This is a genomic window from Paraflavisolibacter caeni (assembly GCF_025628885.1).
GTDB classification, from domain to species: domain Bacteria; phylum Bacteroidota; class Bacteroidia; order Chitinophagales; family Chitinophagaceae; genus Flavisolibacter; species Flavisolibacter caeni.
Genome location: NZ_JAOTIF010000019.1, coordinates 1 through 21,577, shown reverse-complemented (window position 1 = coordinate 21,577; position 21,577 = coordinate 1). Strand labels below are relative to the sequence as shown.

Genomic DNA, 21,577 nt, shown 5'->3' with positions numbered 1-21,577 from the left:
AAGTTCTTTTTAATAATTAATGTGCATGATGATGTGCAAATTCCTCAACTGATTCTTTCTCAACAACATCCATCTTCTCTTTATAGCTCTCCCCGTTCTTCTTCAAAATGTGCTTGATTTCCGCAACTGCGATTACAGGGAAGAACTTTGCAAACAAGAAGTAACAGGTGAAGAACAATCCAAAAGTTCCGAGGTAAAAACCAACTTCCCAGATTGTTGGACTATAATAAGTGCTCCAGGAAGATGGTAGGTAATCACGGTACAGCGAAGTAACGATGATTACAAAACGTTCGAACCACATTCCAATATTTACCAGGATAGACATAAAAAATGTAACCAGCAGGTTCCTCCTCATCTTCCTGAACCAGAAGATCTGCGGGGATATTACATTACAACCCATCATCAGCCAGTAAGCCCATCCATAAGGACTAAATAAATTTACCCTGTTCTCTTTAAATGCAAACCATTCATAATTTACATGAGAGTACCAGGCCATGAACAACTCTGTCAGGTAGGCAATACCTACAATAGAACCTGTCAATACGATCACTTTATTCATTACCTCAATATGCTCAATAGTAATATATTCCTCTAATGCCAGCACTTTCCTGGTGACAAGTAATAAAGTTTGCACCATGGCAAATCCTGAAAAGATGGCACCAGCAACAAAGTAAGGTGGGAAGATCGTCGTATGCCAGCCTGGAATTACGGAAGTGGCAAAGTCAAATGATACAATCGTGTGTACTGATAATACCAGAGGAGTAGACAAACCTGCTAAAACCAATGATAATGCTTCATGTCTTTGCCAGTGCTTGGTAGAACCTGTCCATCCAAATGCAGTAACCCCATAAAACATTTTTCTCCATTTTACCTTGGCACGGTCACGTAAAGTTGCCAGGTCAGGCAATAAACCTGAATACCAGAATAATAAGGATACAGTAAAATAAGTAGAGATCGCAAACACGTCCCAAAGTAGTGGCGAGTTGAAGTTAACCCAAAGCGGACCACGTGTATTTGGATAAGGCAATACAAAGAAGGCCATCCATACACGACCCATGTGCCAGATAGGAAACTGGCCGGCGCACATTACCGCAAAGATGGTCATGGCTTCCGCCGCACGGTTCACACCCGTTCTCCATCCTTGGCGGAAAAGCAACAAGATGGCCGAAATCAGTGTACCGGCGTGACCAATTCCAACCCACCATACGAAGTTGGTAATGTCCCATCCCCATCCGATTGTTCTGTTCAGGTTCCACTGACCTACACCATAGGTCACCTCACGGTAAATGGAATACACCCCAAACATCAATAATGCAACTGAAATCAAAAAGCCTATCCACCATAACTTGGATGGATTTGCCTCCACTGGAGTACAGATGTCTTCTGTAACATCATGGTAATTTTTTTCGCCTACTACAAGCGGTGGTCTTACCTGCGATTCGTACTTAAGTAATGCCATAAGTGATAATATTCGGGGCTTGCTCCCTTCAAACAACAAGCCCGTTATTGATTCTGTCTACTTTATTTATAATAATTACTAATCAATAATTAATAATTACTTCTTTAATTAATGTGCTGCTTTTTCCTCAGCTTTATGTTCACTCGGAATTCCTGGCTCTGCATTTTGACCTGCGTGCTCAGCTTCTGCATGTTCCTCTACATTTTCTTGCAACTCATCTGTATTTCTCACCTTAGCCAGGTAGCTAACATTCGGTAGCGTGTGTATTTGTTCAATTACATAGAACAAGCGTCCTGGGTTATTCTTACGGAGTTGTGATACCTGGCTGTTTTGATCATTCGCATTACCGAAAATAATAGCACTGGTCGGACAAGCTTGCATACAAGCTGTTTTCGCATCACCATCTACTAATACTCTGTTTTCCAGCTTAGCTTTCAATTTAGCTTCTTGGGTACGCTGAATACAGAAAGAACATTTCTCCATCACACCACGGCTACGGACAACAACATCAGGATTCAGCACCATTCTGGTCAGGTCATCGTTCATTTGCAGTACCACTTCGTCTAGCTTGCCTTCTTCAACCAATGGCTTTTGGTTGTCCTTAAAGCTGTCAGCTCCGGTATAATCTGCCCAGTTGAAACGACGTACTTTATATGGACAGTTGTTTGCGCAATAACGGGTACCGATACAACGGTTATAAGCCATTTGGTTGATACCTTCAGAGTTGTGCATAGTGGCAGCAACTGGACATACGTTTTCACAAGGAGCATTATCACAGTGCTGGCAAAGCATTGGCTGGAATACAACAGCCTTCAGATCATCAGGATTTTGATCATCGCTCACAAAATAACGGTCAATACGCAACCAGTACATTTCATGGGCACGTAAAACTTCCTTCTTACCAACAATAGGTACGTTATTTTCTAAGTGACAGGCTACAACGCAGGCTCCACAACCAATACAGGAATTCATATCAATTGACATGCCCCATTTCAACCCTGGCTGAACGTGATCTCCATAAAGCGTTGCTTCTTTACGGAAATCACCTGTTTTAGGAGCATATTCCTTTGCAAGCTCTTCCCGGAACTCAGTATAACGTTTAGGATATTTCTTAAAGGTAGCCATGGTAGTTTCTTTTACTACCTCTGTCCTTCCTTCATATGAATTATGGATCTGTACTTGTGCAATCTTCTCTTTTCCAAAAGTTTCACCAGCTACGGTTACCGGAGCATAATGCTCAACTGTAGTACCATTGAATCTGGCAAACGGATAAACATTCTGACCGATTCCGAAAGAAGCTACACCCAACTCTTTATTTCTTCCATACCCTACAGCAATGGCGATTGTATTCGCATTCATACCAGGGATTACAAGAGCAGGCAGAGAAACTTCCTTATTGTTGAGTGTTATCTTAATAACAGGTTTCTCTGGGTAATATTCGTAATCAGTACTTTTATAATCAATGCCTAATTCCTCAGCTTTTGTCATGGAAATCATTGCATAGTTACCCCACGTAGCCTTGGTAATAGGATCGTGCAATTCCAGCAACCAGGGGTTACCACCTTGCTTACCAGATCCTAGAGGCACTGATTCATAAATAACCAGCTCATCTTTTCCGGCTTTTTTGTTGGCATTGATTTGTGCGACTGCATTACCGATACCGCTTCCGTTGAAGGATGCCCCACCCGAAGTAACTGTTGCAGGCGCAGCTCCTTCTAAAACCCCATCCTGCAATGCTTTATCAAAAGCTTGTTCTCCACCTAAACGGCCTAACCAGTATTGGCGGAAGTAGGTTTCATAATCAGTATTGCTGCCGGCCCACTTCAATAAAGATGTCTGGAATGGGCGGGTTTTGAACAAAGGAGCAATAGTTGGTTGCATAAAGGATATGTAACCAGCTTTGGGCTCAGCATCACCCCAGCTTTCCAGGAAGTGATGAGTCGGTACAGAATAATTACACAACAACGTGGTTTCATCCATCTTTTCATTGAATGAAACAGACAGCTTCACTTTCTTCAAACCATTGATGAAAGCAGCACTGTCAAAGTATTCATAAGCAGGATTGGCATCATAGACCAACAAGGCTCCTACCTGTCCGGCATTCATCTGCCCAACCAGGTCAACCATGTCTTTATCAATACCTTGCTTTACAAGAAGAGGTTGTGCCCAATCGATAGTAGAACCATTACTACCGATAGCGCTGTTAATGGCATTTACTACCAATTGAACATTTGGATCGTTGCTTCCGCATACAACTAAAGCGGCGCCACTGTTGGCTTTCAAATCAGCTGCAGCTTTCTGTATACCTTGGCGCAACTTCTCATCAGCAATAGATGGAGCTGCAACCTGTCCGCCTAAAGCAGCATACAATGCAAGTGCTACTGCACCTGTATCTGATGGACGGTGTGAATAACGTTCGTCAGCATTGGAACCAGTAAGGCTCAGGTAGCTCTCAAACTGGTAATGCTTGCTCATTTGAGGATTACGCTCATCAATCTTACGGTTGTAAGAATAGGCACGTCCGAATTCTACAGGGTTCAGCCAGGTACCGAGGAAGTCGGCACCCAAACTAACAATAACCTTAGCCCTGTCAAAACGGTAAGAAGGTATAGCCCTTCTTCCAAATGAGGCTTCATTGGCCAACAGCATACCACTGTATGACATTGCATCATACTGAACATGGCGGCTGCCTGGATATTTTCCTAAAAATTCAGAAATAACTTGTTGGGTAGAAGGAGAAACAATTGTTCCGGTGAGTAAAACTACCGGGGCACCACCCAAACCAGATAAAGCACTGGTTACCAACTTGTCCAGCTGCTCATAAGTAGGTACTTCCTGGAACTTGTCACCAGTCTTTTGTTTCGGATGTGTAAGACGGTTGGTATCGTACAGGTCCAGAACAGAAGCCTGTACCCTTGCAGAAGTTCCGCCTTTGGTATAAGAGCAAAGATCGTTTCCTTCAATCTTGATAGGACGGCCATCACGCACCTTGGCTACGATGGGCAATACATCACCGGACTGCACATAAGTAGTAGCATAATACTTTGCAACACCTGGTGCTACATTTTCTGGCCTGTTAACGTAAGGAATCGCTTTTCTTACTGGCTGTTTACAGCTTGCAATAGTCGCTGCAGCCGTGCTGAAACCTAAATACTTAAGGAAATCACGACGCGGAGACTTGGCGTCAAGCCAACCTTTTCCATCCTGATCTTCAAAAGGAAGATCCTCCAGAAATTCATCCTGACTTCTTTTTTGAAAATTTTCCTTATCGTTTAGCTCAGCGAAACTTTGCCAATACTTTTTATCGCTCATATGTACCCCCAATCCGCCTTTAGCGGAGACTTTTTTATACCCTCCGGTTTACCGGAAGTGTTTAGATACAAAAATTATTATTAAAGAACATTTTAACTATGATGCATACCCATCCAAACTTCCCATTGCAGGAAACCCGGGCTTAATAGTGACACTTTTGACATTCCAGACCACCGATATCCTTAACCGTCACGCTATCCATTTTGCCACTCTTCAGGTCGTTATGGAACTTCTCGTATATGCTATAAAACTTATTACCGGATCCATCCGCTTTATCGTTGAAGTTAACCTTGGTCTCTCTGTGACAGTTGATACACCATCCCATACTTAATTCAGCTTGCTGTTTCACAACATCCATTTCCTGGATATTTCCATGACAGGTCTGGCACTGAACCTTCCCTGCATTAACGTGCTGAGCATGACTAAAGAAAACGTGATCAGGAAGATTGTGGATCTTTACCCACTCAACCGGTTTCGCTTTGGATGCATCCCAAGGCTGTCCTGCTGTATAATTTGCATATTTATACAACTTCGCAATTTCATTTGTACCATTGATCTCTTCTCCGTCCGGATGATAAAGCTTCGGCCCTTTCTCATAAGTGGAGATAGCCTTATGACAGTTCATACAAACATTCATAGACGGAATTGCTGCATGCTTGCTCTCCCACGCATTGCCATGGCAATACAAACAGTTGATCTGGTTCACACCGGCATGCACCTTATGAGAGAAGGCAATGGGTTGATCAGGCTGGTAACCTTTTTGACGGCCCAGGTTGATCGCACCTTTTCCAACTAAATAACCTCCAACTACAAACAACACCAATGCAAACATTGCGATATAGACCTTATTGCGGTAGAATGGTACAGGCTCAGGACGAACAATATTTTCCTTGTCATCTGAAAGCTTTTTCAGTCCGCTGTTTACCTGCATCAGGATCAGGGCAATCAAAGCCAATATAATAGAAATAATACCAAAGATGATAGCATTCTTGTTCGAAGCCTCTTCCTCAGCAGCCGCTTGACCTCCGGCGGTAGCTTCACCACCAGTAGGCTGAGCAGGAGGCGTCATTACATAGTCAATGATCGCATCGATATCTTTTTCAGCCAATTGCGGAAAACTAGGCATCACAGAACCAAACTTCGCCTGCAAACCTTTTGCATAGGCATTGTTTGCCATAAAAGCTGCCGGATTATGCACCCAGGCATGCAAATTCTTGCGGTCGCCCCAAGGCCCCCTTTCAGTAACACCTGCTAAAGCCGGACCCGTCAGATCCTTTGTAAGTGAGTGACAAGTTTGACAGTTTGCAGCGAACAACTGTTTACCATCCTGAGCTAATACTGCCGTAAATGAAAGAAGAAAAACAATCCCCGTCAGCGCAATCTTCTTAGCATTGGGTTTAAAAAAAATCATAATGCTTCGCTAAAAATGTGGAAAAATTCCTAAATCGGGTGCAAAAATATGACAGGAATTTTACAAAAAGCAACGGCTCTTAAAATTTTTTTAACCCAAGCCCAGCCTGCATTTCAGAAGATTTTTGACCTTTTCCCTGCTGGCCCTCTCGTAAGTTTGTCATAATTTGGTCAGATGAAAATCATGTCTATAAATTATTCTGATCAGGCATTTTCATACTTGAAATCGTAATATTTCTACATTTATTCTCACATGAAAAAAATCGCAATATTTGCATCCGGAGCAGGGAGTAACGCCCAAAAGATCATTGAACATTTCCACCATACCAACAACGGAACTGCTGAAGTCGCACTGGTCGTTTCTAATAAACCTACAGCAGGCGTATTATGGATTGCCGAAAAAGAAAACATTCCTACATTATTAATAGATAAAGAACGCTTCTTTAAGGAAGATGGCTATGTGCCTGTACTACTGGAAAAAAAAATTGACTTCATCGTTCTGGCAGGCTTCTTATGGAAAATCCCCCAGGCATTGATAGACGCTTACCGTAATCGCATTATTAATATACACCCCGCCCTGCTGCCTAAATATGGCGGAAAGGGAATGTATGGCAGCTTTGTCCATGAAGCTGTGGTCAATGCCAAAGAATCAGAAAGTGGCATTACCATTCATTATGTGGACGAACATTATGATAATGGCGACATCATCTTCCAGGCCCAATGCCCCGTACACCCTTTCGATACACCGGAAATGCTGGCAGAAAGGATTCACGCCCTCGAACACAAACATTATCCGGTCGTCATAGAAGAACTTCTGACTAACCTATCTTAGTGACCAAATCATAACAAATGAGAAAAATCCTTGCTTTTTCCTTGTTGATCTTGTTCCTGTCTTCACAGGCACAAACCTCAGTTAAAGATTGGCAACTGCCTTCGGCTTCTCCAGCCTCTATGGGAGTATCCGTAGAACGATTGTCGCAGATTGACAGAGTATTACAAGAGTATGTTGACAAACAATGGATCTCTGGTGCTACAGCACTTGTTATGAAGGATGGCAAAATCATCTACCATAAAAGCATTGGCTACAACGACCTCGAAACCAAAACGCCCCTTGCTAAGGATGCCATCTACCGCATAGCATCCCAAACAAAAGCTATCACCTCCGTCGGTGTGATGATGCTGTACGAACAAGGCAAACTGCTGCTGGATGACCCTGTTTCTAAATATATCCCTGAATTCAAAAATCCTAAAGTGCTGGATAAGTACAACGAAGGGGATACTACCTATACAACCATCCCGGCTAAAAAAGAGATATCGATCCGTGAGCTGCTGACACACACATCTGGCATTGGTTATGCCCAAATAGGCAATCCTAAAATGAACGCGATTTACGCCAAAGCTGGCGTAGTGGGCGGCATCGGTGTAGCAGATACCATGGTGCTGGGTAATAAAATAAAGATCCTTGCAGGCCTGCCGCTCTTTCACCAGCCTGGAGAACAATGGACTTATGGCCTTAATACAGATGTTCTGGGCTATTTGATCGAAGTGGTCAGCGGTATGAGCCTGGACCAATTCTTCCGCACACGCATTTTTGAACCGCTGGGAATGAAGGACACCTATTTTTATCTGCCGTCATCCAAAAGAGCCCGCCTGGTAACCTTATATACAGAAAGCAAAGACTCAGACAAAAAACTACAAAAAGCGCCTGCTGTTTATAAGTTAAATGGGAATTTCTATACAGACTACCCTGCACACAATGGCTCCTACTATTCTGGCGGCGTCGGACTTTCTTCTACAGCCTATGATTATGCCTTATTCATGCAAATGCTTTTAAACGGCGGCTCACTCAATGGAAAACGCATTCTAAGCAAAGCCGCCATACGCATGATGACCTCCAACCAGATCGGACAAATTTCTTTCCACTCGGGAAATTACTTCGGCCTTGGCTTTGAAGTGGTTTCCGAAGCCAATAGCGGCAAATCCTCGCTTTCACCAGGCTCATTCTTCTGGGGAGGCATGTTCAGTTCTACTTATTGGATCGATCCCAAAGAAAAAATTGTCGCCCAATTGTTCCTGAACAAATACCCCAACAGCCAGGCCGACATCCACGAGAAATTCAAAGCCCTTGTCTATGCAGCCTTAACAGAATAAGGCGCAATCCATTTGCCATCATTTTACATTGCATTTGCATTTTGTTTCGTTACTTGCCCGACAAAGTGTCTTTTGAATCAACTCATAAAACATATTAAAACTTTGTGTTGTGCTTGCATCCTATTGATCGCCAGTCAGGCACAGGCACAATACAAAGTTCAGGGAACCGTTTACGATAGCAGCCGCTCCTTTCCTATGATATCAGTTTCGGTAATGAGCACTAGCGGAAACGGAACAGTTACCGATGCCAATGGCCATTACTCCATTTCAGTTGGTGAAAAAGATTCTATTTGGTTTTCTTATCTCGGCAAACCCACTATAAAATTCCCGGTACTCAAAATCGCTGATGTCACACAGTTCGACATTTCATTACAGGTCGCGATCACGGTTTTAAAAGAAGTAAAAGTCCAACCCCGCAACTACAAACAGGATTCAATACAAAACCGGCTCGACTATGCGAAAGTTTTCGACTACAGGAGGCCCAATCTCGAAAACATGACTTCTATCGGGCAAACAGGTGCCGGCATTAATTTGGATGAAGTGATCCGCTCATTCCAGTTCCGGAAAAATAAAAGCATGTTACGCTTCCAGGAACGCCTGCTGCAACAGGAACAGGATAAATCCATCGACCACCGATTCAATAAAGCATTGGTACGCCGGTTAACAAACTTGGCAGACGAAGAATTGGACAGGTTCATGGCCCTCTACCGGCCTACTTACGAATTCACCCTTTATAGCAATGACTACGACTTCCAGTTATACATCAAAGAATCATACAAGATGTTCATGAAACAAAAAGCTACCGCCCAACACTAACCATTCACCATTCGCTCTTTACATTTGACATCTTCACCTTAATAACTCATTCTTATGGATCAACTAAACCTAGGCATCGGCACCCGTTTGCAACATACACAATATGGCCCCGGCGTTATTGTAGGCGTTCGCTACGCTACTTACCTTATCTCTTTCATCTATCATGGAGTGAAGGAGATTGATAAAAACGATACCAACCTCGAAGAGATCATACCTGAAAATGTTACAGAAGAAATTGAGACACATTCAGAAGTAGAAAAATCCTTATTAAAAATTCTACGCTTGTGGGGTGGTGTAAATGAAGTAGTATCCATTGGCGATCGCTGGCAGGGCGGCACCATGATCTTGCAACCTGCTGATAAATCACTCAAACCCAAAGACATTCCTATCGAAGCCTTCTTCCACAAAATTGTAATGCTGCGCGACAGGCTACGTGTTTTAGAACAACAGATCAACGCCCATAAAAAGCTGACTGACGACGAAAAAGTTAACATCCAGCAATACATCACACGCATCTACGGCTCCCTGACAACATTCAACGTCCTGTTCAAAAATAAAGAACAATGGTTCGTCGGCGAAAAAGGCGCAACTGCAGATTAAATAATTACCTGGCGCCCCGGTGCAACAACTTCGGTCCGGGCGCCACTTCCTTTTTAAGAGTTATCGCCTAATCTGTTATAAAGTTTTTTTGGCTTTAATCAACTTTTTCGCTATGTAATTTTTTTTCAATTACACAATAATATATTTTCAACTAAAATTCGTTTACCCTGATGTTTAACTAAAAATTAAGTCCTATGTGGAAACACCTTCATCCCGGCCAGAACGTATGTTTAGGAGACCAACTTCGGTACATTGATAAATCTGTTCTCCATACCGAAAACATCTTTAAGGTTGTAAAAACAGAGCAACATTATTTCCAAATCGTTTCTGATGGCAAGGATCATCAGCCAACAGGAAAATATCAATCTACAAGAATCATCAGGTATTTCGATATCGGGTATAATGTAGAGCTCGAAGTTTGGACAAACCAATCCAATTAACAATAAAGATCCTGGCAAACTTCCAGGATGCCCCTCTCCCCATTCATCAATCGCAACTTGTCCGCCTCTGGCGGATTCGAACCATTCGTAGTTTGAACGGTTCAGCTTCCCCATTTTTTTGGCATAATTGTTTATTTATGGTATGGTGTAGTTGATTTTAGTATTTAGATTGGCTTAGCATAATAAATCTGTACAGCTCTTTAAAGTTCGAAACCTTATGAAAATAGCCCTGAGCAGTGATTATTTAGACAATGTTGGTGTGAATAAGCAGGAGGGCATCATTAAACAAAGTGCTTAAGGCAGTGAGAAGTTTTCACTACTATGAAACGGTTATTTAGAGCTTAAAGGTGAAAACAGCTTTTCGGCACTTATTAATTGCAGGCGTTCTGTAATTACATCAATACCCAATGAAAATTGGATATATTCTAAAGGACATATCCCAATAGTCAGGCTCTTTTAATGAACGAGGCTTTATCAGGATAGCGGGTATTAGAATTAATAGAGAGAGGCTTATAACAATAGAAGTATTAATTAAACAGCAATACTTCAAACATAATTACAGAATGCTTCATTCATTCAAAAACAGCGGTAAACTCTACCGCTGTTTTTATTATTATTCACTCTCCTTCCTTCTCTCCCCTTACCATTAGGCAATATTTTTCCCACTTTGCCCTGCTCATCCCCTCTCCCATTCGTCACTTGTCATTCGTCATTCGTTTCATTCTCCCTTCACTCCACTCCCGGTCTTCTCCTTCCGCCACATTTACCTGCATATCAGAAATAACAACAGGAATCAGGCGGAGATCATAAACCTTGTGCGCCCCAGCTGTACATAAAAACAAAAAAGAATGATCATTACGCAATATGGGATCAACCATATAGTCATCAATAAAGTCACCTGTATCATAAAGGATCAATCCTTCCTTGTACCGCTCAATCCCTTGAAAAATATGTGCACTATGACCATGAATGATATCAACTCCTGCATCTATGATCTGGTGGGCGAATTCAATAAATTTTTTCGATGGCCGCTCACGCATATTAGGCCCCCAGTGAATAGATAAAATAACCAGGTCAGCATCATGCCTGATTGACTCAATCTGGGCTCTGATCTTATTAATATTCCCAACCTCAACATAATTGATACCAGGATAATCATCCATAGCACACCAGGAAGGTTCATTATCAGTGCACCCAAGAAATGCAATATGAAGGTCATTACAGGAAATATAAACCGGGCGGGATGCTTCAGCTGCATTAATGCCAGCACCTGTATGCGGAATACCAGCTTTGTCTAACACCTCGATGGTATCCATCATACCCTGGATCCCGAAATCTCCGATATGATTATTGGCAATAGTTACAGCATCTATACGCGCTTCATGTAATACTGCTACATGATCGGGGTCCGACTTAAAATTGAAGGTCTTTAAAACAGCATCTTCGCAGGTCGTAAACGTAGTTTCCAGGTTTATGAAATTCAGGTCTGTCGAATGAAGATGTGGCAACAGGTTTCCCCAGGGATAAGCATAACCATGCCGACGGATACTGTCATTCACCAGCCGCCCTATCATCACATCCCCCATAAACCCAATATCAACTGTATTTTGATGATGACTACTCACCCATTAACCCCTTTTACTCCTACTCACACCCAGCCAGTTCCCTTCTACCATCTATCATCTATCATCTTTCCTCCCCTCCCGTGCTTCTATCGCCGCTCTTAAATCTGCCTTGTACTGCTCATTCCTTTGCTCTGCTTCTCTCTTTAACCTGATAAACTCAGGATTATTTCTCACGCTGTCTAAGAAGGGATCCTGCAGTATAAAAAGGTAATCATGCCAGCCATTTTTTACAGCCCTTTCCCAGTATTCAACAAAGCGCATATCCCCCATCGCTGCATAAGCCCGGCAGATGTCAAAGTTGTGCCATACAGCATCAAAGCCCAAAAAACGCAACCTGCGCTCAATGGACTTGTTAAGATACTGCTTACCCTGCTCTGTTTGCCCCAACCTGAGTTTGGCAAGGCCGGCATCCATATCATCAGGATGCGAAGAAATTTGGTATAAAGAATCAGCTGTCTTAAAATCCCTTTGAAACAGGTAGAAGATGGCCATCTGGTAATTAAACTCTTTTTCATCATTGGCCATCTTATAACGGTTGACACGCCTGTATTCCTCCAGGTTGCCGGTACGCAGGTAATAGTTGGAGGCTGAGTTTTCTATATCTATCGACTCCGGCTTTATACCCATGGCAACATCAATGTAATTTTTCATGGAGTCCAGCAAGCCTAAATCATAAAAGATAAATCCTTTGGCCAGGTAATGCTGCGGTTCTGAAGGATCATATTCAATGGCATTCATCACCCACTCGTAAGCCTTGCCATATTCTTTCTTTCTCCGGTAAATAGCACTGGCCCAGCCAGCAGCCGAATAAGGCGCAATTTCATGAACCTTATCCAGCCATTTTAAAGCCTCATCAAGGTTGCCCCTGCTTTCAAAAACAAAAGCCAGGGCACTGTACCCGTATTCCCGGTCCGGCCTCAACGTAATAGACTTCCGCGCCAGTATTTCTGCCGAGTCAAGCCAGCGTTTGGGATTATCAGCATCAAAACTATAATAGGCAAAACTGGTACTCATCAAAGAGTATGCATTAGAAAAATCAGGATCAAGTTTGATTGCCTCCCTTAATAACTCAATAGCTTTTAGCCTGTTCGTTTGCGGTCCTCCTAACCCCCATTCTACAAATGATAAACTGATCGCTTTCAAAAACTTGTCATAAGCTTCTGTGCTGGTGGTCGATGGCGTTTCCAGCTTCTTGGATGTGGCATCGGATAACTTGATCTGGAACTTGGATGCAATCTCGTGGGCAATATCCGATTGCACTTGGAAAATATCCTGCAGAAGTTCGTCATAACTGAACGACCATATATTTTCATCAGTTTGAGCATTGATCAATTGCGCCGTAACCCGCAACTGGTTCCCTTGTTTCCTGATGCTCCCCTCCAGTATATTTTTAACACCAAGTTCTTTTGCGATCTCTTTCACACTCTTGGCCTTCCCTTTATAGGCCAACACAGAAGTGCGGCTTTTCACCCGCAGCCCTTTGATCATAGAAAGCCTTGAAATGATCTCTTCAGTAATGCCATCACTGAAATACTCCTCCCTTGGATCGCCACTCATATTATTAAAATAGAGAACAGCCAAAGAATTGTCCTTATTGGGAAAAGGGGGCTTATAAATAAAACGAGCATACACATAAAAAAGAGAAGAAATCACCAACAAAGCAATAGAAGCTACCAGGATCACCTTCTTCAGGGAAGTTACTTTTTCCTGGCCCACCTCCTTCTTCAGCTTCCCTTCTTTCATCATCTCTTCCTTGGAGGGCACCACAAGCCCTTCATTGGAAAGGGCATACACTTCCATTGGTTCCTCTACATTTTTAAACTCAAACACACCAAGAGGAACGATCTTGAATTCGGGATTGCTCTTGATTTTATCGCAGATCTCTTTGGAGAATAAAACAGAATTGGCTATACCCAGCGACTGAATGCGGGAAGCAACATTAACACCTGTACCAAATGGATTGCCTTCTTCAAATATGATCTCCCCAATGTGTAAACCGATCCGCAAAGGCACCTCCGGAGGTATCCGTAATTCTTTCTGAACATATAAAGCACATTTGGCCGCATCATTAGCACTACGAAAAATACTTAAACTGCCATCTCCGTAATAATCCATCACTTGACCTTCATTGGCGGCCACGTTTTTCTCTAATACTTTCTTATGGCGTTTTACAGCCTCCATTGCCAGCTGTTCATCATGCTGCATCATGGCGGTATAGCCTACAATATCAGTAAATAGAATAGCGGCGAGATGGCGGTGTCCCCTATCCATAGAACAGTATTAGATGAGTCGAATAGTATGTAATTTAAAGCTTTTTAAAAATCCGCTGTCAAAATCAAAAAATAGGCTTCTGAATTCACTTTTTACTGTAAGTCCCCATCAACTCACTTTGATCAATAATGTACGGCTCCATTTCCTTCTCAAGCGCCTTCACATCTGCAGAAGAAAGCGAAAGCATCTCGTCTAACGCATACAATTTGAAAAAATAGCGATGAGTACCAGAAGGAGGACATGGACCTCCATAGCTTGTTCGGCCCCATGAATTTTTCCCCTGCACTGCTTCCTTGGGAACATGATTTCCGTCAATACCCCCAGTCTCTGGTGGAATGTTCCAAACCAGCCAATGCACCCACCTCCCATTCGGAGCATCAGGATCATCCAAAATCAGCACCAACGATTTCGCCTCTGCCGGCACATCCGAAATTTTCAACGACGGGCTCCTATCCTCTCCCTGGCAGGTAAAAACCGATGGAATTGCTTCCCCATGTTTAAAGTCACTACTCTCTAATTTCATAACAAAACTATTTTAACGTTTGCGCCAGTGCTGCAGAATCAACATAATTCTGGAAGTAAACAACTTTACCATTCTTATACCGGTTCAGCATCATAAACGGAGACTCTGCCGTCTTACCTGTCTTTATCGACCTGGCTACAATATGACCAGTAGTGATCACATCAGTGTCATTAACCTCGTAAATGTCCTGTACTTCAAAAGTGGGAAACTCAAAATCTTCATTCAGTTTGGTAAAGAAAAGACCTGTACCACTACCTATGTACTTCCCTGCATGAGGAAGTAATGGAGCGCCCATGACATTCCACTGGCAATTCTCATCCAGGTGGTTGAGAATGTAAGGGATATCACCACGTAAAAAAGCATCAAATAGTTCGCGGGTAATGATCGCATTGGAGGCAGCAACCTGTGTACTCATAACAAATGGTTTAAAATGAAAAAATGATTCGTTTTACACGGAGTACCATTAAATGAGTCATTCAAGTTAACTAGGTGCGGAAAATCATACTTCTCCAACCATTAGGCTAGGCTCTGGAATTGTTGATGAAACAACGATATTTTTAAATAAATATTCAATCTGCAAATTTAAAAAATGCAGCAACAGGTCGCCTGAAATATAAACTACATACCCTTAGATTTTATGCATCTGTCCTTTCCTGGTCTTTCTCTTTATCCATTATTTGCTGATGTTAACAACCTAAACACCTCCTCCAAACTCTGGCGCTCATTCTGCAGCGAATTGATATTCAGGTTGTGTTGCAACGCCATTTCTAATACCTCCTTCCTCAAAGCATCCGGTTGATCCGTTTCAATGCTCCAGGTATATGTATCCACCTTAGTGATAGTTTTTGCATCAGGCAATCGCCTCAGCCATTCTGCCTCCAGGGGCTCCTGGAAGCTCACCTTCACAACATTGGTCGTGCTTCGCTTCCTGAGGTTGGAAAGCTGATCGTCGGCAACGATCTTCCCCTTGTTGATGATAATAACACGGTCGCAAATAGCTTCTACCTCTTGCAGTATGTGTGAAGAAAAAAGAACGATCTTATCCTTTCCCTGTTCCTTAATGACTTGTCTGATTTCTACAATTTGATTAGGATCCAATCCGCTGGTAGGCTCATCAAGGATCAACACCTCCGGGCTGTGCAACAGGGCAGCTGCAATACCTACACGTTGCTTATAACCTTTTGAAAGCTGGCCAATTTTTTTATTGCTCTCAGGTGTCAGGCCAACAGTTTCAATTACCTGCTCCACTTGAACCCTTGCCCCGGCCACATGGTGAATACCCGCTATAAACTGAAGGTACTCCCGCACATACATATCATAATACAAAGCATTCGACTCAGGCAAATAACCAATTCTCTTCTTTGTCTCCAATGGCGACTGCTGCACATCGATGCCGCTCACATGGATTTGACCACCATCGGGCTCCAGGTAGCCAGTGATCATCTTCATCGTAGTAGACTTCCCGGCTCCGTTAGGTCCAAGAAAACCAACGATCTCACCCTTTGCAAGACTAAAAGAAATATTGTCCACAGCCCTCTGCGAACCATAAACCTTAGTTAATCCTCTTACTTCAACAGACATTTCATTAAATTTCAGGTTTGCTAAAGTAGCCATTCCTCCAGAAATCCTTACCACCCTCTTGATAATACTAACTTAAAACATCCCTTCTCCCCTCCGACTCCCTCCACTCTCCCCTCTATCATCTACCATCTTTTTTCCCCATTCGTCATTCAAAACGTTCCCTAACTTTACCTTCCCGTTCCCTACAAAACACCCCACGCCGTACCAGGTAATTTCTAACCTCTAAAACCTGGTTTATGTACATTATCCGCGACATTTTCCAATTAAAATTTGGTCACTACCGCGATGTTAAAGCCTTAGTAGATGACGCCGTAAAAAGAAAGCTGATGCCAATGGACCAACAAGCCCGCATGCTTACTGACTTTACCGGCGATTCCTATCGTCTCATTTTTGAAGAAAGCTACAATTCGCTCGCCGACTTCGAAAAATCACTCACCGAGGAGATGGGCAAAGAAGAATGGCAGAAATGGTACGCAGAGTTCAAACCACACATTGAAAGCAGCCACAGGGAAATTCTAAAGCAGGTAATGTGATGTAAAACGCTGCCAATACCACCCGCCACGATCATTTTCAAATTAGCACATTAGCACCACCTGTCCCGTTTTTAAGGATGATCTAATGAACTAATGTGCTAATTTTAGAGCATGCGCCAACTCGCAGCCATACTCTTCGCCGATATGACAGGCTACACCGCCCTGATGCAGGATAATGAACAGTTAGCCCGGCAAAAGCGCAGGCATATGAAAGAGGTGCTCGATACCTCCGTACCTCAGTACGGCGGAAAGATCCTACAGTATTATGGCGATGGCACACTCACACTATTCAACAGCGCCATTGATGGCGTAAACTGTGCCATCCAGATACAAAAATTGTTACAGCAAGAACCCAAAGTAGATGTACGTATTGGCATCCATACTGGCGATGTGATCTTGGAAGAAGAAAGCATCTATGGTGATGGCGTCAACCTGGCATCCCGCATCGAATCTTTAGGAGCGCCCGGAAGTATATTAGTTTCAGAAAAGGTATACGACGATATCAAAAACCAGGAAGACATCCTGGTCCGCGAGGTCGGCTATTTTGAACTAAAGAATGTAAAACAACCTGTTCGCATTTTCGCTATTGCAAATACAGGCATCGTGGTCCCGGCCCGTCACGAATTGGAAGGCAAGACAAAACTTCCTGTTAATCGCCTTGCCGTGCTCCCTTTTGTAAATATGAGCGCTGACCCCGACAATGAATTCTTCAGCGATGGCATAACCGAAGAACTCCTTAATGCCCTCACGAAAGTGGAAGGCTTGCAGGTCACCTCCCGCACATCTGTCTTTGCCTTCAAAGGAAAGAACGACGACATTCGCGATATCGCCATCAGGTTAAATGTCGACAAGATCCTGGAAGGTAGCGTGCGCAAAGCAGGCAACCGCGTACGCATTACAGCCCAGTTGATCAATGCAGCTGATGGCTACCACATCTGGAGCGAAAACTACGACCGCAACCTTACTGATATCTTTGAAGTGCAGGACGAGATCAGCAGTATCATTGCAAACAGGCTAAGAGAGAATCTATTGCCCACCCACAAAGAGAGCCACCTGGTAAAAGCGCCAACATACAACATGGAAGCTTATACGCTTTACCTCAAAGGCATGCACTTCTGGCATAAGTTGACCCCCGCAGACGGCCGTAAAGCCATTGAATATTTCGGCCAGGCGATTGCCATCGAACCTAACTATGCCCAGGCTTATGCTATGATAGCAAACATTTATGGCTATTTGGGTGTTTCAGGACAACTAAAAACGCCCCAAGCATTCGAGATTGTGGACAATTACAGCAGAAAAGCACTGGAAATTGACCACTCTATTTCCGAAGGTCATATAGCAAGAGCCTGCCTTTACCTCTTCTACGAACTGAAGTGGGAAAAGGCCTATGAAGAACTGCAAACTGCTCTTCGTTTAAATCCTTCAGCCATGGAAGCCTACCAGTTGCTCTGGTATTACTACATAGGTATAGGCAAAAAGGATGAAGCCGTTACTATGATGGAAAAAGCAATAAAATTAGACCCTCTTTCTCCTATACTAAATATCTATCTGGGCGAAGCCTACCTTTATGCAGATCGCTATGATGATGCCATACGCCAGACAGACAAAGTATTGGAAATGAGTCCACATATGCGCGTAGCCATAGAAATAAAAGGCTGGGCTAATGGCTTAAAAGGCGACTGGCAAAAAGCACTCCATCTGTTTGAAGAAGTGCACCGGTTGGTCAATCACCCACTCAAAGCAGTAAATATTTTAGGATTCGCATATGCAAAGCTGGGACAATCAGAAAAAGCAATGGAGTGTATTGAGAAGATCCACCAACGCCATGCCGAAGAGCCAGATACTGTATTGGACGGAGACCTTGGCATGATCTACTGGGGCTTAGGCGATCGGGAAAAAGCAACTTACCATTTCAAAAACTGCATCGAAAAAAAACTATTCACCCCCATCTTTTACATGCAACACCCAGCCATGAAAGGCGTCGAAAACGAAGACTGGTACAAAGAATTAAGAAAAAAAGCCGAAGTATAAGTAGTTGCTCCAATTAAAGGCACATTGCGATGATGCCGCTGTACACATATTCATGCGCTGCCACTATTGCCATTCAAAACCTCGTTGACAAAGTCTACCCATTTATACTGGGGAATACACTTGTCAATGCAATAATGGAAACTGCAGTCAAGCTAATATCTGTGATGTTTATGGCCTGTTGGAATTTTTTATTTCTGTATCGTTCACCCTGAATGATGTGAAGTCTGGGTTTCTTAGAACTGATTTTATAGTGTCAATAAGAACAGGTTTGATTTCTGGAATTTTATGGTCAATATAGTATGAAGCAAGCCTGAAAGTATCTTGCTTCTCTGTCTCATTATTGAATGATAATGCTCTTGACAATTCAACTTCTTTAAGTTGTATCTCAATTTCTTTAAGTCTGTTATCTAGCTGTGTATTTTTAAAATCTTGATAACTGTTAGCCATGTATAGGAATAAGTATCCAATGAGAATTGGTATGCCAAGTTTTTTAGGGATGCCGACTACAATATCAGCGTCTTCACTATTGGTGATTTTCAATTTCCATCCTTCAACGAAAATAAACTTGATGGAACCACCAGTATTTACGGCTTCAATGTCCAAAGTAGGAAGGTCTTCTCCTTGATAATCATCAAATCTAGAAAAATAATCTTCTGCGATTTTAGTTGAAACGAATGACAGATTCGATAACAACGTTGCTACATCATGTGCTTTTAATCGGTCGTAATCAATATAAATTTCGAGAGTCTCAATTGAATTTTCTGCCATGCTTGTTGGTTTATACTTTGTTCATAACGGACCATAAATCCTCTTGTGTATGAAATTCCTTATTCACCACATAATTTGTAATGTTTAATAAGCCCTCAGGTGACTTTAATTTCTGGTTAATACATAATACTTCAATCTGAACGACTTGAGTTGAGTTGGGCTGCAGGTCGAAAATATAATCCTTTGCTGCAGCTACATTCTGTAGGCCAGTCCCTACCTTCTTATTTTCAAAAACCTGTCCCTTCTTGACCTTGCACCTGACTTTTGAGTGACTCGTATTTTTAATTGTTATTTCTGTAGTCCAGGCCATGTCTTTACTGTTATATTAGTGATTGAAATTTTTCCATCTATAGCCAATTGATATAAATTATTTGCTTCATCAACTTCTTCAAAGTTTAATGCTACTGGTTTTCTGAAAAATAATTGGCTGTTGTCATTACTTAATTTCTGCAACTCCCAATTTGTATCAGCTAAGGCAACCCGTCCTCCAATATTTTTATCGTTGTCAAGCAAAACGCTTTTGTAAACTTCTTCTGCCTTTTCAAAATATTCAAAATCATCCTGAATATCATAATCCATAACAGTGTAAAAGCTGTCTTTCAATTGTTCAGCCGTCTCCTGCTTCTTTATCTCCTTATATAACTCTGTGATAATTCTTGCTACGTTTCCTAATACAAGGTCATCACCAACATTTTCAGAATAATTTCTTTCCAAAATCCCAACTATAACTTTATCAGCAACCAGGTATATTTCCTCAAGAGTAGCATTTTCTGGTCGAGGCATTTCTTCTAACGCATATTTGTATTCAGCTATAATTTCATTGCCATCTTTCCAGGACTGGACTGATTGAATAACCTTCTCCAATGCAGCACTCCCGTTTTCTTGATACCAATTAAAAATGCGACTGTATAGTTTCCGAACAGTTGTATTGATGTCGATGTTATTCATGGTAGTAGTAGTTAAATAACAAACAACGTTTCATGAGGTTGGGAAAGGCAGGGCAGCATATGACCACGTACCCTTATTTACTTCCTTAAGCTTATTTTCAGTTTATAGATGAAAGTTAGTTATTCTCTTCAACTTTTGATAAAGCATGATGGCAGCTTTGCGCCTATTGAATGACAATATAACTACTATCCCTTTTTGTTTATCCAATCATTATAAGTCATTTCAAACTTTATTTCACACTTTCCATGTGTCCCAACTTCTGTCCACCCATTTTTCCTGTAAAAAGTTTCTGCTCTTGTATTGGGTGCTGTTCCTAACCAAACCTTTGTTTTTGTTTGGCTAAAATACCACTCAAGCATAGTGTCATGTAGTAGTCGGCCTATACCTTTCTTTTCATACTCTGGCCTTAAAAATAAAGCCCAGATATTATTGCCCTTCAAATCAGCAATGGCAAAACCTACAATTTGCCGGTCAACTTCACAAACCCAACCCTTTCCTCGAATCGTAATAAATTCTTCACAGTCTTCATCACTCACCAGCTTTGGATCTGATAAAGCATTTTCTGATACAGAATTTCTTACAATCTGTATCTGTTTGATATCATAAATCTCAGCTTCTCTAATCCTCATAAACCCAAAATGTTTAAACAACCCTGTTATATTTCGCCGATTCTTCCAATAACTGGTAAGTGAAAATTTAGAACATCGCCGCCAATCACCATTGCATTTTCTAAACTTCTCGCACGCTCTACCTGCTCCCTACTTACTCCGCACTTACTCCAAACCTACACCACATTAAACCGTACCTAAGCCTATAAAACAATTCAATCAATCTGGTATTTAATTACCTCAGCGTCCCCAAATCTCAAAATCCCTAAATTCCGAAATCCCTAAATCCCCTCTACCAACTATCAACCATCATCTATCATCTTTTCTATTCCCTTTGTCCTAATCGTAATTCGATGCATTCGTCATTCCAAACATTTTCCCACCCCATTGCAGTGATCTTATAGAGACATTATAGAGATGTTATAGAGATTCTGTGTTAAAAGTCAAGAGATTTTTACTTTAATTTTGTGTTTTAGGCGGCTGTATGCCAGCCTGTTTAGG

General features: G+C 42.2%; 18 protein-coding genes. 7 read left to right on the top strand and 11 right to left on the bottom strand.

What is annotated here, in order from left to right:
• Positions 1-16 precede the first annotated feature (16 nt).
• The 3 genes from nrfD to OCK74_RS19080 all read right to left on the bottom strand — a co-directional run bounded on the left by nrfD (position 17) and on the right by OCK74_RS19080 (position 6,182).
• Positions 17-1,459 (bottom strand): NrfD/PsrC family molybdoenzyme membrane anchor subunit, encoded by a 1,443-nt coding sequence (gene nrfD / locus OCK74_RS19090; RefSeq protein WP_279298677.1) that lies wholly within the window; start codon positions 1,457-1,459, stop codon positions 17-19.
• A 108-nt stretch (positions 1,460-1,567) separates the two neighbouring features.
• On the bottom strand, positions 1,568-4,771 hold the full coding sequence (locus OCK74_RS19085; protein WP_279298676.1) for a TAT-variant-translocated molybdopterin oxidoreductase: 3,204 nt from the start codon (positions 4,769-4,771) through the stop codon (positions 1,568-1,570).
• Positions 4,772-4,913: 142 nt separating this feature from the next.
• Positions 4,914-6,182: a c-type cytochrome gene (locus OCK74_RS19080; RefSeq protein ID WP_279298675.1), complete on the bottom strand. Its 1,269-nt coding sequence runs from the start codon at positions 6,180-6,182 to the stop codon at positions 4,914-4,916.
• A 252-nt stretch (positions 6,183-6,434) separates the two neighbouring features.
• Between OCK74_RS19080 and purN the strand changes: the two genes are divergently transcribed.
• The 5 genes from purN to OCK74_RS19055 all read left to right on the top strand — a co-directional run bounded on the left by purN (position 6,435) and on the right by OCK74_RS19055 (position 10,188).
• Complete coding sequence (gene purN, locus OCK74_RS19075) at positions 6,435-7,013, top strand: phosphoribosylglycinamide formyltransferase (RefSeq protein WP_279298674.1); 579 nt, start codon at positions 6,435-6,437, stop codon at positions 7,011-7,013.
• A 17-nt stretch (positions 7,014-7,030) separates the two neighbouring features.
• Positions 7,031-8,332, top strand: coding sequence for a serine hydrolase domain-containing protein (locus OCK74_RS19070; protein ID WP_279298673.1), 1,302 nt, complete (start codon positions 7,031-7,033; stop codon positions 8,330-8,332).
• A 72-nt stretch (positions 8,333-8,404) separates the two neighbouring features.
• Positions 8,405-9,148, top strand: a complete 744-nt coding sequence (locus tag OCK74_RS19065; protein ID WP_279298672.1) for a carboxypeptidase-like regulatory domain-containing protein — start codon at positions 8,405-8,407, stop codon at positions 9,146-9,148.
• Between the two features lie 54 nt (positions 9,149-9,202).
• On the top strand, positions 9,203-9,748 hold the full coding sequence (locus OCK74_RS19060) for a hypothetical protein (RefSeq protein WP_279298671.1): 546 nt from the start codon (positions 9,203-9,205) through the stop codon (positions 9,746-9,748).
• A 194-nt stretch (positions 9,749-9,942) separates the two neighbouring features.
• The gene (locus OCK74_RS19055; RefSeq protein ID WP_279298670.1) at positions 9,943-10,188 is read left to right on the top strand and encodes a hypothetical protein; all 246 of its coding nucleotides are present in this window, start codon (positions 9,943-9,945) and stop codon (positions 10,186-10,188) included.
• Positions 10,189-10,883: 695 nt separating this feature from the next.
• Here the strand turns inward: OCK74_RS19055 and OCK74_RS19050 are convergent.
• From OCK74_RS19050 to gldA, 5 genes are all read right to left on the bottom strand, one after another.
• Entirely contained in the window at positions 10,884-11,813 is a 930-nt protein-coding gene (locus OCK74_RS19050; RefSeq protein ID WP_279298669.1) for a CapA family protein, read from the bottom strand.
• A 54-nt stretch (positions 11,814-11,867) separates the two neighbouring features.
• Complete coding sequence (locus tag OCK74_RS19045) at positions 11,868-14,084, bottom strand: adenylate/guanylate cyclase domain-containing protein (protein ID WP_279298668.1); 2,217 nt, start codon at positions 14,082-14,084, stop codon at positions 11,868-11,870.
• Positions 14,085-14,169: 85 nt separating this feature from the next.
• Positions 14,170-14,607, bottom strand: a complete 438-nt coding sequence (locus OCK74_RS19040) for a YbhB/YbcL family Raf kinase inhibitor-like protein (RefSeq protein WP_279298667.1) — start codon at positions 14,605-14,607, stop codon at positions 14,170-14,172.
• 7 nt (positions 14,608-14,614) lie between these two features.
• On the bottom strand, positions 14,615-15,022 hold the full coding sequence (locus OCK74_RS19035; RefSeq protein WP_279298666.1) for a nuclear transport factor 2 family protein: 408 nt from the start codon (positions 15,020-15,022) through the stop codon (positions 14,615-14,617).
• Positions 15,023-15,273: 251 nt separating this feature from the next.
• Positions 15,274-16,221 carry a gliding motility-associated ABC transporter ATP-binding subunit GldA gene (gldA, locus tag OCK74_RS19030; protein ID WP_279298665.1) on the bottom strand — a complete coding sequence of 316 codons (948 nt, stop codon included), beginning with the start codon at positions 16,219-16,221 and terminating at the stop codon, positions 15,274-15,276.
• A 203-nt stretch (positions 16,222-16,424) separates the two neighbouring features.
• Between gldA and OCK74_RS19025 the strand changes: the two genes are divergently transcribed.
• Together OCK74_RS19025 and OCK74_RS19020 are read left to right on the top strand one after the other, a co-directional pair.
• Positions 16,425-16,721 carry a hypothetical protein gene (locus tag OCK74_RS19025; RefSeq protein WP_279298664.1) on the top strand — a complete coding sequence of 99 codons (297 nt, stop codon included), beginning with the start codon at positions 16,425-16,427 and terminating at the stop codon, positions 16,719-16,721.
• A 111-nt stretch (positions 16,722-16,832) separates the two neighbouring features.
• Positions 16,833-18,752 carry an adenylate/guanylate cyclase domain-containing protein gene (locus tag OCK74_RS19020; protein WP_279298663.1) on the top strand — a complete coding sequence of 640 codons (1,920 nt, stop codon included), beginning with the start codon at positions 16,833-16,835 and terminating at the stop codon, positions 18,750-18,752.
• A gap of 168 nt (positions 18,753-18,920) precedes the next feature.
• Here OCK74_RS19020 and OCK74_RS19015 read toward each other — a convergent pair whose 3' ends face one another.
• From OCK74_RS19015 to OCK74_RS19005, 3 genes are all read right to left on the bottom strand, one after another.
• Positions 18,921-19,520, bottom strand: coding sequence for a hypothetical protein (locus tag OCK74_RS19015; RefSeq protein WP_279298662.1), 600 nt, complete (start codon positions 19,518-19,520; stop codon positions 18,921-18,923).
• Between the two features lie 288 nt (positions 19,521-19,808).
• Positions 19,809-20,384 (bottom strand): hypothetical protein, encoded by a 576-nt coding sequence (locus OCK74_RS19010; protein ID WP_279298661.1) that lies wholly within the window; start codon positions 20,382-20,384, stop codon positions 19,809-19,811.
• A gap of 269 nt (positions 20,385-20,653) precedes the next feature.
• Complete coding sequence (locus OCK74_RS19005) at positions 20,654-21,097, bottom strand: GNAT family N-acetyltransferase (RefSeq protein WP_279298660.1); 444 nt, start codon at positions 21,095-21,097, stop codon at positions 20,654-20,656.
• Positions 21,098-21,577 lie beyond the last annotated feature (480 nt).